1 protein-coding gene and 1 pseudogene are annotated in these 20050 nt (G+C 73.7%); both read right to left on the bottom strand.

Annotation, left to right across the window (positions count from 1 at the left end; translation table 11 throughout):
• Nucleotides 1–40: 40 nt before the first annotated feature.
• Nucleotides 41–10537 carry an SDR family NAD(P)-dependent oxidoreductase gene (locus ACMXN5_RS44800; protein ID WP_439680613.1) on the bottom strand — a complete coding sequence of 3499 codons (10497 nt, stop codon included), beginning with the start codon at nt 10535–10537 and terminating at the stop codon, nt 41–43.
• A 342-nt stretch (nt 10538–10879) separates the two neighbouring features.
• Nucleotides 10880–20026: pseudogene (locus tag ACMXN5_RS44795) on the bottom strand (type I polyketide synthase); the annotation flags it as partial.
• Nucleotides 20027–20050 lie beyond the last annotated feature (24 nt).

Genomic DNA, 20050 nt, shown 5'->3' with positions numbered 1-20050 from the left:
GTGGCCGGAGGGAAGCCGGAGGGGGTCCTCTTACGTCGGGTCAGGCGCTGTCGGGCCCCAGTTCCCGGTCGAGCAGGTCGAACATGTCTTCGGCGGAGGAGGCGGCCAGTGCCTCCCCGTCCAGGGCCTCTCCGTCCAGGCCGGTGTAGTCCGGCGCCTCGACGTCGGACGGGTCGCGCCAGGTCCACAGCAGGGTTTCCAGCCGCCGGGCGACCGCCGCCCGCGTCGCCGGGTCGGCGGGCAGCCGGGACAGCGCGTGCTCCAGTCGGCCGAACGCCATCGGCGCCGGACCGACCTCGGTCGCGGTCTCGGGTCCGAGGGTGGTCTCCAGGTGGGCGGCGAGGGCGGTTGCGGTGGGGTGGCTGAACACGAGGGTGACCGGCAGGTGCAGGCCGAGGGCGGTACTCAGCCGACCGCGCAGTTCGACCGCGGCCATCGAGTCGAGGCCGAGGTCGCGCAGCGGCTTGTCCATGGGCACGCCCGCTTCGGCCTGACCCAGGACCGCCGCGATATGGGCCACCACCAGGTCGCGCAGCGCCCGCCGCCGCTCCATCGCGCCCAGCGCGGCCAGTCGGCGCGACAGGGCGCCGCCCGCGGCCTCGTCCCCCGTCCCGACCTCGTCCACCGTCCGGACCGTGACGGGCTGCGGCGGCAGGACCGAATCGCCGTCCCTCGCCGAGGATTTCGCCTCGGCGAGCGCGGCCCGAAAGCGCTCCGGCGAGACCGCGCGCAGTACGAGCGAGCGCACCGTGAAGGCCGCCGCGCCGGTCGTGGTCGCCGCGACCAGCGACAGAGTGTCCGAGGTGTCGCCCGCCGCCTCCAGCCGGATCCGCAGCGAGGTCGCGCCGGGCGCGTGCAGCGTGACGCCGGACCATATGAACGGCATCCGGATCGCCGCGTCGCTCTCCCCCGCCGCCGCTCCCGCGCCGAGCGCTCGCAGCGCGGCCGTCACGAGCACGGGATGCAGCCCGTAGCCGGCGGCGTCCTGCCGACGATCGGCGGGGAGCGCGACCTCCGCGTACCGGGTCGTGCCCGACTGCCACACGCCGCACAGGACTTGATCGGCCGGGTCCGCCACATCGTCACCGGTCGGCACGGGCACCGGGATCGCAACCGGTACCGCACCGACCGGCGGCCACACGAGCAGGTCGTCCTCCGGCCCGGCCGCGTCCTCCGTCGCCTCGGCCACGGGAGCGAGCAGGCCCTCGGCGTGCCGGGTCCAGGTTCCGGCTGCCGCCGGGTCGTCGGACCGGGAGTGCACGGCCACCGTCCGGCGGCCGTCGGGGCGGGCGGCGCCGACCACCACCCGCAGATGTACGCCGTCGCACTCCGGCAGTTGCAGCGGCGCCGTCAGGGTCAGTTCCTCCACCGTGCCGAGACCGGTCGATCGGCCCGCATGCAGGGCGAGTTCGACGAAGGCCGCGCCGGGCAGCACCGCCGTGCCCGGGAACGGCGACTCGACCGGCCACGGGCGGGTGTGCCGGCCGACGCGTCCGGTGAAGACGATCCCGGCCGCGTCGGGCAGGTCGATCGCCGCGCCGAGTACGGGGTGTCCGGTCGCGGTCAGCCCCAGTCCCCGAGCGTCGGTCGCGGTGCCCGAGTCGCCCCGGAGCCAGTACCGCTCCCGCTGGAACGCGTACGTGGGCAGGGCCGTCACCCTCGGCTCGGTGTCGGCGAAGGCGACCCGCCAGTCGACGTCCACGCCGTGCACGTACGCCCGGGCCAGGGCGCCGGTGAACCGGTCGGGGCCGCCCTCGCCGCGCCGCAGGGTGTCCAGGACCGCGGCTCGCGAGCCGGCCGCCTCGACCGTCTCCAGGATGCCGGTGGTCAGCACCGGGTGGGCGCTGACCTCGACGAAGGCGTCGTGGCCCTGGTCGAGCAGGGCCCGGACGCTCTCGTCGAAGCGTACGGTTCGGCGCAGGTTGGTGTACCAGTAGTCGGCGTCCAGGGTGGTGCCCTCGACCATCGCGCCGGTGACGGCGGAGAGGAACGGCACGTCCGCGGCGCGTGGTTCGAGGCCGGCGAGGGCGTTGAGCAGTGTTTCGCGGATCGACTCGACCTGCGGGGAGTGCGAGGCGTAGTCGACCGGGACGCGCCGCGCCCAGACGTCGCGCTCCTCGCACCGCGCCAACACCTCGGTCAGCGCCGCCGGGTCGCCGGAAAGGGTCACCGAATGCGGGGCGTTGACCGCCGCGAGCGCGACGCGGTCACCGAACGGCGCGGTCAGTTCGGCCGCTTCGTCGGCGGACAGCGCCACCGAGGCCATCCCGCCCTTGCCGGACAGGTCGAGCAGCGCCCTGCTGCGCAGCGCGACGATCCGGGCGCCGTCCTCCAGGGAGAGGGCGCCCGCGACACAGGCGGCGGCGATCTCGCCCTGGGAGTGGCCCACCACGGCGGCGGGGTGCACACCGTACGCCCGCCACAACCGGGCCAGCGAGACCATCACCGCCCACAACACCGGCTGCACCACGTCGACCCGCTCCAGCCACCCGTCCGAATCCGAACCCAGGATCGTGGTCAACGACCAGTCGACGAACGGCGCGAGCGCCGCCTCGCACGCCCGGATCCGCGCGGCGAACTCGGGTGACGCGTCGAGCAGCCCGCCGGCCATCCCGACCCACTGGGAACCCTGTCCGGGAAAGACGAACACCGGACGATGCCCAGCCTGGGCGACACCGAGCACCGCGTCGACCCCAGAGCCCCCGGCCGCCAACCCCGCAAGGGCGGTCGCCAACCCCTTCCGGTCGGCCGCGGTGACCACGGCCCGGTGTTCGAGCCCCGCCCGCGAAACGACGGACGAGTAGGCAAGATCGACCAACTCGCGGTAATCGTTGCCGGGTTCGTTCGACACAGGGCCATTCGCGGATCGCTCCGGTGCCGACGGCTCGATGTGTTCGGCGAGCCGCGCGGCCTGCGCGCGCAGTGCCTTGGCGGAGTGGGCGGACAGGACAACAGGCGGGCGGGGCAGGGCCGTTCCCGGACCGTCGGCCGGGCGAGGTGCCCGCTCCCGTGCCGGCTCGGCGGGCGGTTGTTCGAGGATCACGTGCGCGTTCGTACCGCTGACCCCGAACGCCGAGACGGCCGCCCGACGCGGCCGGCCGAGGGCGGGCCACGGGCACGGCGCCGTCGACAACTCCACCGTGCCGGCCGACCAGTCGACGTGCGGGGTCGGCTCGTCGACGTGCAGCGTCGCGGGTAGGACGCCCGCGCGCATCGCCAACACCATCTTGATCACGCCCGCGACACCCGCCGCCGCCTGCGTGTGCCCGATGTTGGATTTCACCGAGCCGACGTGCACCGGTCGGTGCGCCGGCCGATCCCGGCCATAGGTCGCGATCAGCGCCTGCGCCTCGATCGGGTCGCCGAGCGTGGTGCCCGTCCCGTGCGCCTCGACCGCGTCGATGTCCCGCGTCGCCAGCCCCGCGTTGGCCAGGGCCTGCCGGATCACCCGCTGCTGCGCCGGCCCGTTGGGCGCGGTCAGCCCGTTGCTCGCGCCGTCCTGGTTCACCGCGGACCCGCGGACGACGGCGAGTACGCGGTGCCCGTCGCGGACGGCGTCCGACAGGCGCTCGACCACCAGGACGCCGACCCCCTCGGCCGGCCCGAACCCGTCGGCGGACGCCGCGAACGCCTTGCAGCGGCCGTCCGCCGCGAGACCGCGTTGCCGACTGAACTCGACGAACAACCCCGGCTCCGACATCACGGTCACCCCACCCGCCAGGGCCATCGTGCACTCCCCGCCGCGCAGCGCCTGGACCGCCAGGTGCAGCGCGACGAGCGAGGACGAACAGGCCGTGTCGACGGTGACCGCGGGCCCTTCGAACCCGAAGGTGTACGCGACCCGCCCGGAGCCCACGCTCGGCGTGTTCCCGGTGCCCAGGTAGCCCTCCAGTTCGTGCGGGGCCCGGTCGAGCCTGCCCGCGTACCCTTGCGCGGCGAGTCCGGTGTACACGCCGATCCGACTGCCACCGAGGGCGTCCGGCGCGATGCCGGCGTGTTCGAGCGCCTCCCAGGACGTCTCCAGGAGCAACCGCTGCTGCGGATCCATCGCCAGTGCCTCGCGGTGACTGATCCCGAACAGGTCGGCGTCGAACCGGTCGGCGTCGTACAGGAATCCACCGGATCGGGTGTAGCTGGTGCCCGGATGGTCGGGGTCCGGGTGGAACAGTCCGGCGAGGTCCCAGCCGCGATTCGTCGGGAACTCGGAGATCGCGTCCGCGCCCGCCGCGATCAGCCGCCACAGGTCGTCGGCGGAGCGCACGTCCCCGGGGAATCGGCAGGCCATGCCGACGATCGCGATCGGCTCGTGGGCGTCGGCGACCGGCTCCTCGGCGACCGACTCCGGCTCCGCCCCGTACAGTTCGGCGCCGAGCCGGCCGGCCAACGCGGCCGGGGTCGGATGGTCGAAGATCAGCGTGGCGGGCAGCCGCAGCCCGGTGCCGGCGGCAAGCCGATTGCGCAGTTCGACCGCGGTCAGCGAATCGAAGCCGAGTGCCTTGAAGGCGCGGTCGGCGGGGACCGCCGTCTCGTCGCCGTGGCCGAGTACGGCGGCGGCGTGCGTCCGGACCAGTGCCAGCAACACGCGCGAACGCTCGGCGGGCCCGAGAGCGGCGGTGCGCCGCTGCCAGATCGACCCGCCCACGTCCCCGTCGGTCGCCGCGACCCGCCGGGCCGGACCGCGTACCAGGCCGCCGAACACCTCCGGCAGTGTGCCCGTCCCGGCCGACGTGCGCAGCGCCGCCGGGTCCACCCGCATCGGCAGGACGAGCGTCCACGGTCCGGATCGGGCGGCGTCGAAGAGCCGGAGTCCGAGCGTGTTGGACATGGGCAGGACGCCGCCGCGCGCCATCCGGTTCAGGTCGTCGCGGCCGAGCCGCCCGGTCATGCCGCTGGTCTCCGCCCACAGTCCCCAGGCCAACGACGTACCCGGCGCGCCGGCGGCCTGCCGGTGCGCGGCCAGTGCGTCCACGAAGGTGTTGGCGGCGGCATAGTTGGCCTGCGCCGGGCTGCCCAGGACGCCGGCGATCGAGGAGAAGAGCACGAAGGCGGCGAGGTCGTGGCCGGCGGTCAACTCGTGCAGGTTGATCGCACCGTCGACCTTGGCCCGCAACACCGATTCCAGATCTTCCGGCGTCATGGACTCGACCAGGCCGTCGGCCAGGACTCCGGTGGCGTGTAGGACCCCGGTGAGCGGCGCGGATTCCGGGATGTGCGCGAGCACTTCGGCGAGGGCTTCGCGGTCGGCCGCGTCGCACTCCTCGACGACCACCCGCGCCCCGAGACCGGAGAGTTCGGACACCAGCTCCGCCGCGCCCGGGGCGGCCATGCCGCTGCGACTGAGCAACACCAGAGCGCGCACACCGTGTTCGGCGACGAGATGCCGAGCCACCAGAGCGCCCAGCGTGCCGGTGCCGCCTGTGATCAACACCGTCCCGTCCGGATCGAGCGGCACCGGCATCCGGAGCACCAACTTCCCCGTATGCCGCGCCTGCGCCATGAACCGAAACGCCTCGGGTGCCCGCCGCACGTCGAAACACCGCACCGGGACCGGCGCCAACACACCCGATTGGAACAGGGGCATCAGCACGGCGAACAACTCCGCGATCCCGTCCGCGCCCGCCGCCTCGACCAGATCGAAGGCCCGATACGACGCGACGCCGGGCCGAGCCGCGCGAACCGCCGCCTCGTCCCGGACATCGGCCTTGCCCATCTCCACGAACCTGCCGCCGTCGGCCAGCAGTTGCAGCGAGGCGTCCACGAACTCGCCCGCCAGCGAGTTCAACACCACGTCCACACCCCGGCCGCCCGTCGCGGCCCGGAAACGCGTCGCGAAATCGAGCGTGCGCGAATCACCGATATGCGCGTCGTCCAACCCCAACGACCGCAGCACATCCCACTTGCCACGACTCGCCGTCGCGAACACCTCGGCACCCAGGTGCCGGGCGACCCGCACCGCCGCCATCCCCACCCCGCCGGTCCCCGCGTGGATCAACACCGACTCGCCCGCACCCAGCCGACCGAGCGCGGACAACCCGTGATAGGCCGTCAGGAAGGCCACCGGCACCGACGCCGCCTGCTCCCACGACCATCCGTCGGGCACCTGTACGAGGGTCCGCACGTCGGCCACCGCGGTCTGCCCGAAAGCCGGGAACAGCCCCAACACCCGATCTCCGACGGCAAATTCGGATACGCCGGGACCTGCCTCGGTCACCACGCCCGCGCCTTCGCCGCCCATCGTCGCGGCATCCGGATACATGCCCAACACGATCAGCACATCGCGGAAGTTGAGCCCCGCCGCCCGCGCCGCGATGCGCACCTGCCCTGATCGCAGGGGCTCCAGGGCCTCCGGCGCGGGCACCGGTGCCAGGTCCGCCGGCGTGCCGGCCCCGGGCATGTGCAACCGCCAGGCCCCCGGCGGCAGGATCAGCGCGTCGGCGGCGCCGGCCCGGGCCAGCCGGGGCACGAGCATGTCGCCATGGCGCAGCGCGAGTTGCGACTCCCCGCTGCGCACGGCGGCGTCGAGGAGCGCCGCCGACGCCGCGCTGTCATCCGTGTCCACCAGCACGAACCTGCCCGGGTGTTCGGTCTGCGCGGACCTGACCAGGCCCCACACCGGCGCGTGTACGAGGTCCGTGACCACATCGGCCGGTCCTGCCGCCACCGCGCCGTGGGTCACCAGGACCAGCCGCGACTGTGCCTGCCCCTCGGCCGCGAGCCAACCCTGGATGCGTGCCAACACCTCGGCCGTCGCCGCCACAATGGCGTCCGCCGGCCCGTCGCCGAAAGCCGATGGGGCGCAGTCGAGCAGGGTGATCTCGTCCGCCCCCGGCTGTTCGACCACCGGGATCGGGATCCAGTCCAGGTGAAAGAGGCTGTCGGCCGTCTCGTCGGCGGCGTGGGCGAGTCGGTCGGCGGTGATCGTCCGGAGGGTGAGGCTTTGTGCGGAGAAGACCGGTTCGCCGGTGCCGTCGGTCGCCTCGATGCTCACGAAGTCGTCGTCGTCCACAGACAGTCGCACCCGCAGCGACGACGCGCCGGAGGCCGACAGGCGTACGCCGCTCCACACGAACGGCAGGCGGATCGCGGCGCGGGCGTCGCCGATGCCGGTCAACGCCGCCACCTGTACCGCCGCGTCCAGGAGCGCCGGGTGAATCCCGAAGCGGTGGGCATGCTCGCGTTGTTCGGCGGGGAGGGCCACTTCGGCGTACACGTCCTCGCCGACCCGCCAGGCCGCGCACAGCCCTCGGAAGGACGGGCCGTAGGCATAACCCGCCTCGGCCAGGTCCGGATAGAAACGATCCAGCTCGATCGGCCGCGCACCGACCGGCGGCCACGCGGTCGGCGCGGTGCCGGTGTCGGTCGGCGGGGCGGCGTCGGGCAGGAGGAGGCCGGCGGCGTGCCGGGTCCACTCCCGATCGGCGTCGTCGTCGACGCGCGAGAACACGGAGACCGCCCGGCCACCGTCGACCCCCGGTGCCGCGACCACGACCTGGATCCGCACGCCGCCCTGCTCGGACAGCATCAGCGGTGCCTCCAGGGCCAGTTCGGCCAGCAGGCCGCATCCCACGGAATCACCGGCCCGCACGGCCAGTTCGACGAAGGCCGTACCGGGCAGCAACACCCTCCCGGCGACCGCGTGGTCCCCGAGCCAGGAGTGCGAGGACAGCGACAGCCGCCCGGTGAGCAGGAATCCCTGCCCGTCCGCCAGGGACACCGAGGCTCCGAGGAGGGGGTGGCCCTCACCGGTGAGCCCGAGCCCGGCCGCATCGTCGGCGCCGCCGGTCACGACGTCGCGCAGCCAGTACCGCCGCCGGCGGAACGCGTAGGTCGGCAACTCGACGTCCCCGGCCGTGTGTTCGCCCACGAGGGGCGACCAGTCCACGGCGAGGCCGTCGACGTACGCCTGCGCCAGCGCGGCGGTGAAGTCGTCGAGGCCGCCCGCGTCCCGGCGCAGCGTCCCGAGCACCACCGCTTCGGCGTCGGCGGCTTCGACGGTGCTCTCGATGGGCGTGGTCAGCACCGGGTGGGCGCTCGCCTCGACAAAGGCGTCGAACCCATGAGCCAGCAGGAGCCGCACGGTCTCCTCGAAACGCACCGTGCGCCGCAGGTTCGCGTACCAGTAATCGGCATCAAGGGCCGCGGACTCCAGCCGTTCGGCGGTCACCGTCGAATAGAACGGCACCGTGGACGGCACGGGTTCGACGTCCGCCAACTCGGCAAGCAGCCGGTCCCGGACCGACTCCACCCGCACCGAATGCGACGCGTAATCCACCGGCACCCGACGCGCCCACACCCCCCGCGCCTCACACACCACGACCAGCTCATCCACCGCACCCGGATCACCGGACACCGTCACCGACCCCGGCCCGTTCACCGCCGCAACCGACAACCGCCCCTCGAACAGGCCCAACAACTCGACCACATCGGCATGCGCCAACGACACCGACACCATCGCCCCGGAACCCGCCAACACCGACAGCGCCCGACTCCGCAACGCCACCACCTTCGCGCCATCCGCCAAAGACAACGCCCCCGCCACACACGCAGCCGCGATCTCCCCCTGCGAATGACCCACCACCGCATCCGGCACCACACCGAACGAACGCCACAACTCCGCGAGCGAGACCATCACCGCCCACAACACCGGCTGCACCACATCCACCCGCCCCTGCCACACCCCCGACCCCGACCGCAGCACCGACACCAACGACCAACCCACAAACGGCCCCAACGCCACCTCACACTCCGCGACCCGCGCGGCAAACACAGGAAACTCGTCGAGCAACTCCGCACCCATCCCCACCCACTGCGACCCCTGCCCCGGAAACACCAACACCGTCCGCCCCGAGGACCGCACCACCCCGGACACCACACCCGCCGTCGGCTCCCCGGCAGCCAGCGCCGCCAGACGCGCGGTCAACTCCCCGTGGTCCGAGGCCGATACGACAGCCCGGTGCTCGAACGCCGACCGGGTGGCGACCAGCGCCGCTGCGACCGCCGCCGGGTCCGACTCGGGGTGCTCGGCCACGAATGCGGCGAGTCGGCCCGCCTGCGCCCGCAGCGCGGCCTCCGACTTGCCCGACACCACGAACGGCAGCGCCCCGCACGCGACGGGGCGCGGCTCCCCCGCCTCCGGAGCCTCCGGCTCCGCCGCCTGCTCGACGATCACGTGCGCGTTCGTCCCGCTGATCCCGAACGACGAGACCGCGGCGCGGCGCGGACGATCGACCTCAGGCCACGCCCGCGCGTCCGTGAGCGGTTCCACCGCGCCCGCCGACCAGTCGATCCGGGTCGAACGCTCCTCCGCATGCAGGGTTTTGGGCAGGGTCCCGGCCCGGATCGCCAGCACGGTCTTGATCAGACCCGCGACGCCCGCCGCCGCGCCGGTGTGGCCGATGTTCGACTTCACCGAGCCCAGCCACAGCGGGCGATCGGCCGGGCGGCCCCGGCCGTAGGTGGCGAGGAGCGCCTGCGCCTCGATCGGGTCGCCGAGCGTGGTACCGGTGCCGTGTGCCTCGACTGCGTCGACATCGCCCGCCGACAGACCGGCGTTCGCCAGCGCGAGCCGGATGACCCGCTGCTGTGAGGGGCCGTTGGGGGCGGTCAGGCCGTTGCCCGCGCCGTCCTGATTGACCGCGCTCCCCCGGACCACCGCGAGCACCCGGTGGCCGGCGCGCCGTGCGTCGGCCAGCCGCTCGACCAGGAGCACGCCCGCGCCGTCGGCGAGGCCCATACCGTCGGCGGCCTCCGCGAACGCCTTGCACCGGCCGTCCGCGGCCAACCCGCGCTGGGCGCTGAAGCCGAGGAACTGGATCGGGGACGACAACACCGTGACACCGCCGACCAGGGCCAGCGAACATTCGTCGTTGCGCAGCGCCTGTACGGCCAGGTGCAGGGCCACCAACGACGAGGAGCACGCGGTGTCCACGGTCACGGCGGGACCTTCGAGCCCGTACAGGTAGGACAGCCGGCCGGCGAGTACGGCGGCGGCCGTACCGGTGGTCAGGTGTCCGAGGTGCTCGTCGGGTACCCGCCCGCTCGTCCAGGCGTAGTCCACGCTGTTCGTACCCATGAATACACCCGCCCGGCTGCCGCGCAGACCGGCCGGCGGGATGCCGGCGTGTTCGAAGGCCTCCCAGGAGGTCTCCAGGAGCAGCCGTTGTTGCGGATCCATCGCCAGGGCCTCGCGCGGCGAGATGCCGAAGAAGTCGGCGTCGAAGTCCGCGACGTCGCGGATGAAGCCGCCGGCCGCGGCGTAGGTGGTGCCGGGGTGCTCCGGGTCGGGGTGGTACAGCCGGTCCACGTCCCAGCCGCGATCGCGGGGCAGCGGGCCGATCGTGTCCTCGCCGCGTTCGAGCAGGTCCCACAGGTCGTGCGGTGAGGCGACGCCGCCGGGGAGGCGACAGGCCATGCCGACGATCGCCACGGGTTCGGTGGTGGCGGCGGCCGCCTCGAAGGCGGCGATCCGCTGCTGTGCGTCGTGCAGTTCGGTCGTGGCCCACTTCAGGTATTCGCGAAGGGTTTCCTCAGTGGCCACGGCAGTCCTCCGGTGCTGGGGTCGCGGTGTGCGTGGGGCCGGGGCGGGTCATGGCGTGCCCCCGGCCGGGGTGCCTCGGCCGAGGCGGCGGTCGATGAACGCCAACATCTCGTCGTCCGAGGCCGCTTCGAGTTCGGCTGCGACGCTCGGCGGGTCGGTCGAGGGTTCGGTGCCTGCCGTGCCGTTCCAGTCGGCGAGCAGTGCCCGCAGTCGCCGGGTGATGCCGGCCCGGTCCGTTTCGCCGACCGAGGCCGAGGCCAGATCGGCCGTGAGGCGGTCGAGTTCGGCGTGGACGTGGGCGGCGTTCACGGGTGCATCCGGCAGGAGTTCGGCCGTCAGCAGGTCGACCAGGGCGAGCGGGGTCGGGTGGTCGAACAGCAGGGTGGCCGGCAGGTCGAGGCCGGTGCGCCGGTTCAGCCGGTTGCGCAGGTCGACGGCGGTGACGGACTCGAAGCCGAGGTCGGCGAAGGCGCGTTCGGGCCGGACCTCCTCGACCGACTCGTGGCCGAGGGCTGCGGCAGCATGGGTGCGGACCAGCTCCAGGAGGCGGTGCGAACGGTCGGCGGCGGACAACTCCACGATTTCACGGCGGAAGTCGTCGGCCGCGTGCACGTGCTCCTCGGTCGCGGCCGGGGTGGTGCGGGCCTCGGGGACGGTGTCGATCAGGCGACTGGGTCGGCGGGCGGTGAAGGCGCGGATGAAAACCGGCCAGTCGACGTCGGCGACGGTCACACAGGTGTCGTCGTGGTCGAGGGCCCGTTGCAGTGCCGCCAGGGCCGCTTCGGGGTCGAGCGTACGCAGGCCGGCGAGCCTGATGCGGCGTAGTGCACGAACGAACTCCGGCTCTGCCGCGCTCTGTTCCGTTGCGGGGCGGCCCGCCGGGGCCGGCTCCGTCGTCGGGTCCCAGACCGACCAGGCCACGGACAGGGCGTGCCGGCCTCGCGCGCGGTGTTGTCGGGCGAGGGCGTCCAGGTGTGCGTTGGCGGCGGCGTAGGCGCCGTGTTCGCCGCTGCCCCAGAAGGCGGCCACGGAGGAGAAGTACACGATGGTGCGCAGCGCGTCCGGATCGAGGAGTTCGTCGAGGATGCGGGCGCCGTCCACCTTGGTGGCCAGTACGACGGCGACGGCGGCGGGGTCGGTGTCGAGCAGGGCGGCCAGGCCGGGATCGCCGGCGGTGTGCATCAGGTCGGTGATCGTTCGGCCCGCCGCGGTGACGCGCTCGATCAGGTCGGCGACCTCACGCCGGTCGCTCAGATCGCACGCGGCGGTGGTGAGCCCGGTGCCGGTTGCGGCGAGGTCGACTTCGAGGCGGGCGGCGGCGTCGGGGTCGATCCGCCCGGCCAGCACGACGTGTTCCGCGCCGCGCTCGGCCAGTCGGCGGGCGAGCCGGGCGGCAGGCGCACCGGTGTCGCCGGTGCCGCCCGTGCCGCCGATGTCGCCGATGTCGCCGGTGATCAGTACGGTGCCGGACGGCCGCCAGTCCCGTACCGCTTCGGCGCCGGCCACCGGCGCGTGCACCATGCGGCGGACGAAGGTCCCGGTCGGTCGGACGGCGAGCTGGTCCTCGTGGGCCGCGTTGCCCAGCGCCCGCCACACCCGTTCGACGGCATCCGGATCCGGGTGCTCCGGCAGATCGATCAGGCCGCCCCAGCGGTCCGGCAGTTCGAGGGCGGCGACCCGGCCCAGGCCCCAGATCCGGGCCTGCTCCGGATCCGGGGGCGCCGGGTCGCCGTCGACCTCGACGCCGCCGCGCGTCAGGCACCACAGCCGGGTGTCGGCGGTGCGGGCGGCGGCGGCCTGGACGAGGAGCAGCGTGCCGGCGAGACCGGCCGGGTCGCGGCCGAGGAGGGACAGGATCCCGAGTGGTCCCGCGCCGTCGGGCATCGCCGTTTCGAGGCTGCGCGCCGGTTCGGCCCCGGTGGTGGGCCGGGTGGGGTCGACGACGAGGATGGCGACGTTCGTGCCCCGCTCGGCGAGCGCCGCCGCCCATGCGCCGCTTTCCTCGTCGTCGGCCGGTACGACCGCCAGCCACGTAGTGGGCGTGGCGGGATCGGTGGGCAGGTCGTCGGCGGGCCGCCAAACGGCGCGGTAGCGCCACGCGTCGGCGATGCGCCGCTCGCGGGCCCGGCGGCGCCAGGTCCGCAACGCGGGCAACGCCGCGTGCCACGGTCGCGCGTCGGGGGTGTCGAGCAGGTCGGCGAGGGCCCGGGAATCGTCGGCCTCGATCAGCTCCCAGAAGCGCGCCTCGACCGGGTCACGGGTCGCTTCGGCCGCGACGTGCGCCCGATCGAGCCAGTAGCGCCGCCGGTGGAAGGGATACGTCGGCAGGTCGACGGCCTCGGCCCGGCGGCCGGCGAACACCGCCTCCCAGTCGGGTGTGACGCCCAGGACCGTCGCCTCGCCGACGGAGAGCAGGAACCGTTCGAGGTCGCCCTGCTCGCGACGCAGGGTCCCGACGGTCGCCGGCTCGATGCCGACGGCCGCCGCCGTCTCCCGGATCGGGGTGAGCAGCGTGGGGTGCGGACCCACGTCGACGAACGTGTCGTAGCCCTGCGCCAGCAGCCCGCGTACGGTCTGTTCGAACCGCACGGTGTGCCGCAGGTTGTCGTACCAGTAGTCGGCGGCCAACCGCGTGGTGTCCAGCGGCCCGCCCGTCACCGTGGAGTGGAACGGCACCGTCGCGGCCGGCGATTCGATCCCGGCGAGGTCGCCGCGCAGCCGATCGCGGATCTCCTCGACGCGGGCCGAGTGCGAGGCGTAGTTCACCGGCAGGATCCGCCCGCGCTCCGCCGCCTCGACCAGTTCCCGCACCGCCGCCGGCTCGCCCGAGACGACCACCTGGCCGGGGCTGTTGACCGCTGCGAGGGACAACCGGCCGTCGAACTCCGTGATACGCGCGACCACTTCGGCCTCCGACATGGCGACCGACGCCATCAGGCCGCGCTCGGCCAGGTCGAGCAGCGCCCTGCCACGCAGCGCGACGATCCGCGCGCCGTCCGCCAGGGTCAGCGCGCCGGCGACGCAGGCCGCCGCGATCTCGCCCTGGGAGTGCCCGACCACGGCGGAGGGTCGGACCCCGTGGGCGCGCCAGAGTTCGGCGAGCGAGACCATCACCGCCCACAACGCGGGCTGCACCACGTCCACGCGCTCCAGGCCGGCGCCCTCCGGATCGCGCAGCACCTCGGTGAGCGACCAGTCGACGTACGGGGCCAGCGCCGCCGCGCAGCGCTCGATGTGCTCGGCGAACACCGGTGCCTGGTCGAGTAGTTCGGCAGCCATGCCGGGCCACTGCGAGCCCTGGCCGGGGAAGACGAATACGACCCTGTCGCGGACCGGCCCGCTGCCCTCGACGACGCCCGCCGTCGCTTCGCCCGAGGCGAGGCCGTCCAGCGCGTGCCGGAGGCCGTCCCGGTTCCGGGCCACCACGACCGCGCGATGGGCGAGCCGGGTGCGGGTGCGGGCCAGTGAGAACGCGAGGTCGGCCGGGGCGAGGTCGGGGTGTCGCGCGAGATGGGCGCGCAGTCGGTCGGCGACCGTGCGCAGTTCGCGTTCGGTGGCGGCGGAGAGCAGGTACGGCAGCGGCGCGGCGTGGTCGTCTGCTTCGGGTTCGGCTCCGGCTTCGGGTTCGGCCGGCTCCACGGCGGAGGCGGGGGCGGGCGTGGGCGGCGCCTGTTCCACGATCACGTGCGCGTTGGTGCCGCTGATCCCGAACGAGGAGACACCGGCCCGGCGCGGCCGGTCGTACTCCGGCCAGGGCACACTGTCGGTGAGCGGCGCGACCGCGCCGGCCGACCAGTCGACGTGCGGCGTCGGCGCGTCCACGTGCAGCGTCCTGGGCAGTACGCCGTGCCGCAGCGCCATCACCGTCTTGAGCAGGCCCGCCATGCCGGCGGCCGCCGCCGCATGGCCGAGGTTGGACTTCACCGAGCCGAGCCACAGCGGTCGGTCGGCGGGCCGGTCGTGGCCGTAGGTGGCCAGCAGCGCCTGCGCCTCGATCGGGTCGCCCAGCGTGGTACCGGTCCCGTGTGCCTCCACCGCGTCCACCTGATCGCCCGTCAACTCGGCGTCGGCCAGCGCGAGTCGGATCACCCGCTGCTGCGCCGGACCGTTCGGCGCACTCAGCCCGTTGCTGGCGCCGTCCTGGTTTACGGCACTGCCGCGCACGAGCGCCCATACCCGCCGGCCGTGCCGCCGGGCGTCGGAGAGCCGTTCGAGCAGGACCACGCCGACCCCCTCGGACCAGCCGGTGCCGTCGGCCGCCGCCGCGAACGACTTGCAGCGGCCGTCCCGGGCCAAGCCGCGTTGCCTGCTGAACTCGATGAAGCCCGTGGGATCGGCCAGCACCGTGACACCGCCGGCCAGCGCCGTCGCGCATTCGCCGCGCCGCAACGCCTGCACGGCCAGGTGCAGCGCCACCAGCGAGGACGAACACGCGGTGTCCACGGTCATCGCCGGGCCCTCGAGGCCGAAGGTGTAGGCCAGTCGACCGGACAGCACGCTGCCCGCGCCGCCGGTGAGCGCGTAGCCCTCCGCGTCACGCGCGCCGAAACCGTACCCGGACGGCGTGCCGCCGACGAACACCCCGGTGGGCGTGCCTCGAAGCGCCGACGCATCGAGTCCGGCCCGTTCGAACGCCTCCCACGTGGTCTCCAGGAGCAGCCGCTGCTGCGGGTCCATCGCCAGCGCCTCGCGGGGCGAGATCCCGAAGAAGCCGGGGTCGAACTCGGCGACGCCGGGCAGGAATCCGCCGTGCCGCGCGTAGGAGGTTCCGGGATGGTCGGGGTCCGGATGGTACAGGCCTTCCAGGTCCCAGCCGCGATCGCCCGGGAAGGGTCCGATGGCGTCGCCGCCGTCGGCGACGAGCCGCCACAGGTCCTCGGGCGAGCCGATTCCGCCGGGGAAGCGGCAGGCCATGCCGACGATCGCGATCGGTTCGTCCGCCGAGGCCCGCGCGACGGCCGGGATCGACAGGCTCGTCTGCCGCCGCCCACCGTCGAGTTCGGCGCACAGGAATGTGGCCAACGCGGTCGCCGAGGGGTGGTCGAAGACGGCGGAGACGGGCAGGGGAAGCCCGGTCCGGGTGGCGAGCCGGTCACGCAGTTCGACGGCGGTGAGCGAGTCGAAGCCGAGGTCGCGGAAGGCCCGGTCGGGATCGATCGCCTGCGGTGAGGCGTGGCCGAGTACGCGCGCGACCTCGACGCGGATCGCGTCGAGTGCAAGCGCCGGTCGGTCGGCGGGTGGGGAGGCGGCGAGGCGGCGGCCGAGTTCGGCGGTCGCGGCGTCTTCCGGCTCCGCCGATTCCTCGGCGTCCGTCGCGAGTTCGCTCCACAGCGGGCTGGGGCGCAGTGCGGTGAAGGTGGCGGTGAAGCGTTGCCTGTCGACGTCCGCGACGGTCACCGTGGGCTCGGGGCCGCCGACCGCGTGGGCAAGCGCGGCCAGGGCGGTGTCCGGGTCGAGCAGGCGCAGGCCGCGCCGGGCCACCCACTCCACGTCGCGTTCCGTGGCGACCATGCCGTCGCCGGCCCACGGTCCCCACGCGATGGAGGTCGCGGCGAGTCCGCGCGCGCGGCGCCGCTCGGCCAGCGCGTCGAGGGCGGCGTTCGCGGCGGCATACGCGCCCTGCGCGCCGCTGCCCCACACACCGGCGATCGAGGAGAACAATACGAAGGCCCGCAGGGGGCGTTCGCCGAACACCGCGTCGAGATTCGCGGCCCCGACCGCCTTGCCGGCGAGCACGTCCGAACAGGTTTGGGGGTCGGTGTCGAGCAGTGCCCGGTCCCGGACGATGCCGGCGGCGTGTACGACGGCCTCGATCGGGCCGCCGTCCGCTTCCAGTTCGGCGACGAGGTGGGCGACGCCGGCCCGATCGGCGAGGTCACAGGAGACGACGGTCGTGCGCGCGCCGAACTCCGCGAGTTCGGCCACGAGTTCGGGCACGCCCGGCGCGTCCCTGCCACGACGGTTGACCAACACCACGTCGTGCGCTCCGCGTTCCGCCGCCCAGCGGGCCACCCGGGCACCCAGGCCGCCGGTGCCGCCGGTGATCAGGATCCGGCCCGTCGGCCGCCAGTCGGCGGAGTGCTCCGACGGCGCCCCGGCGGACAACCGTCGTGCCCACACCCCGGTCGTACGCACGGCGACCTGATCCTCGGCGCCGTCGGCGATCACCGCGGCAACCCGGGACCAGGCCGGCTCGTCGGGCGTGGCGGGCAGGTCGATCAGGCCGCCCCACAGCGTGGGATGCTCCAGCGCGACGGTGCGGCCCAGGCCCCAGACCTGGGCCTGCTCGACGTGCCGGAGAACATCCGAGGCGCCCGTACGCACCGCACCCTGGGTCAGACCCCACACCCGCACCCGATCGTCGAGTCCGAGATCGCACAGCGCCTGAACGAGGGCGAGCGTGCCGGAGAGGCCGGCGGTGAGCCCGGGCGCGACGGGGTCGGGTGTCGTGTCACGCCCCAGGAGCGAGACGACGCCGATGATGTCGGGGTACGCCCGCAGCCGTTCGGCCAGCGCCGCCCGGTTCGCCGCGCCGGGCTCGACCACGAGGTGTGCGACGTGCGCGCCACGCGCTTCGAGCGCCCGCCCACCCGCCGCGCCGAGATCGGTGTCGGACGAGATCACCAGCCAGGTGCCGGACAACCGGGCATCGCACGGTTCGGCGACCGACCGCCAGCGAATCGTGTATCGCGGACTCGCTCCCGGATCGACGCCGTCCGCGTCCCGGCCGGCGCCAACCGGAACGGCACCGGCGTCACGACGTCGGGTGGCGAGCCAGTAGCGCCGCCGCTGGAAGGCGTACGTCGGCAACTCCACGCGCCTGCCGCCACGCGCGGCCGGGACACCGGACCAGTCCACCCGGATTCCGGCGCCGTGCAGGCCGGCCAGTGCGGTGCTCGTGGTCCGTGTCTCGGAGTGGTCCCGACGCAGGAACGGCACGACGGTGGGCCCGGTCCGCGAATCGATGTTCTCCCGCGCCATCGCGGCGGCCACCGCATCCGGACCGATCTCCGCGAACGCCGTGGTGCCTTCCGCGACGAGTGTGCCGATGCCGTCGGCGAAGCGGACCGGTTCACGCACCTGGCGCACCCAGTAGCCGGGGTCGGCCAGTTCGGCGTCCTCGGCGATCCGGCCCGTGACATTGGAGACCACCGGAAACCGTGCGCTCCCGTACGACACTCCCTCCAGCACCGTCCGGAAGTCGGCCTGCATCGACTCCATCCGCACCGAGTGGAACGCGTGCCCGACCCGGAGCCGCCGGGTCCGCCGCCCCTGCTCCGCGAAGCGCGCGGCAATCGCCAGTACGGCGTCCTCATCCCCCGAAACCACCACGGACGTCGGCCCGTTGACCGCCGCCAGACCCGCCGTATCCAGGCCCTTGAGGGCGATACGTACCTCCGCTTCGCCCGCCTGCACCGCGACCATCGCGCCACCCGGCGGCAGCGCCTGCATCAACCGGCCCCGCGCCGCCACGACCGCCGCCGCATCGGCCGGTGACCACACACCGGCGACGTGCGCGGCGGCCAACTCCCCGATCGAATGGCCCAGCAGGAAGTCGGGTCGCACGCCGAACGATTCGACCAGTCGGAACAGCGCCACCTCGACGGCGAACAACCCCGCCTGCGTGAACACCGTCTCGTCGAGAAGCCCCTCGGTGCCCTGCGCTCCGAAGACGACGTCCCGCACCGAATGCGTCACGTGTCCGGCCAACCGGTCATCCAACGCGGCCACGATCTCGTCGAAGGCCGCCGCGAACACCGGCTGGGTGGCGTGCAGTTCACGCCCCATCCCGACCCGCTGACTGCCCTGTCCACTGAAGAGGAACGCCGCTCGACCATCCGTACGAGCCGTCCCCGTCACCACGCCGGACCCCGGCGCCCCGTCCGCCAAGGAGCCCAATCCCGCGAGGAGTTCCGCACGATCGACACCGAGGACCACAGCGCGCACATCCAGCGCCGAACGAGTCGCGGCCAGCGAATGGGCGAGGTCGAGCGGGGTGAGGTCGGGGTGCGCCTCGATGTGGTCCAGTAAACGCCGCGCCTGCGCGCGCAGTCCGGCTTCGGAGCGGGCGGAGACGAGCCAGGGGATGTGGTCGTGCCCGGGTCCTTCCGTCGTCACCGGCCCGCCGCCGTCCTCGGCGGCGGGCACCGCCTCGCCCTCCTCGATGACCACGTGCGCGTTCGTCCCGCTGATCCCGAACGACGACACGCCGGCCCGACGCGGCCGACCCGTCTGTGGCCACGGTCGCGCCTCGGTCAACAGCTCCACCGCGCCCGCCGACCAATCCACGTGCGGGGTCGGCGCATCCACGTGCAGTGTCTTCGGCAACACGCCCCGGCGCATCGCCTGCACCATCTTGATCACCCCCGCCACCCCCGAGGCGGCGACCGAGTGACCGAGATTGGACTTCAGCGCGCCCAGCCACAGCGGCCGTTCCGGGTCGCGGTCGCGTCCGTACGTGGCCAGGAGCGCGCGCGCCTCGATCGGGTCGCCGAGTGCCGTGCCGGTGCCGTGCGCCTCCACCGCGTCGACCTGATCCGCCGTGAGTCGGGCGTTCTCCAGCGCCTGTCGGATCACCCGTTGCTGCGCGGGACCGCTGGGCGCGGTCAGTCCGCTGCCGCCGCCGTCCTGGTTGACCGCGCTGCCGCGCAGTACGGCGAGCACCTGGTGGCCGTTGCGCCGCGCGTCGATCAACCGTTCCAGCAACAGCAGGCCCACGCCCTCCGACCAGCCGGTGCCGTCGGCGGCCGCGGCGAACGCCTTGCAGCGGCCGTCCGGCGCGAGGCCGCGTTGGCGGCTGAACTCGACGAACAGGGACGGATCCGAGAGCACCGACACCCCGCCGGCCAGGGCGAGGGAGCACTCGTCCTGCCGGAGGGCCTGCGCGGCCAGGTGCAAGGCGACCAGCGAGGACGAACAGGCCGTGTCCACGGTCACCGCCGGGCCCTCGAACCCGTACGTGTACGACAACCGGCCGGACAGCACACTGGCCACGTTTCCGGTCAGGAGGTAGCCCTCGACACTCTGCGGCACGTCGTCCGGATGCTCGATATAGCGGAGCGCGCCGGCCCCGACGAAGACACCGGTGCGGCTGCCCTTCAGCCCGATTGGGTCGATCCCGGCCCGCTCGAACGCCTCCCACGACGTCTCCAGCAACAACCGCTGCTGGGGATCCATCGCCAGCGCCTCGCGCGGCGAGATGCCGAAGAACTCCGCGTCGAAGTCGCCCACATCGGACACGAAGCCGCCCCGGCGCACATAGGTCTTGCCGGGCGCGGCCGGGTCCGGGTCATGGATGCCATCGACGTCCCAGCCCCGGTCGGTCGGGAAGTCGGAGAGCACGTCCGCGCCGGCCGCGACCAGCCGCCACAGGTCCTCGGGCGAGCGGATCCCGCCGGCGAAACGGCACGACATGGCGACGATGGCGATCGGTTCCCGGCCGCGCGCCTCCACTGCGGCCAACCGCCGCTTGGTCTGCCGAAGTTCCTCGGCCACCCGCTTGAGGTAGTCGCG

Origin of the sequence: Embleya australiensis, assembly GCF_051903075.1 — a bacterium.
Lineage (GTDB): Bacteria > Actinomycetota > Actinomycetes > Streptomycetales > Streptomycetaceae > Embleya.
Note: the sequence above shows the minus strand (reverse complement) of the source record. Positions and strands in the feature narration are given on the sequence as shown.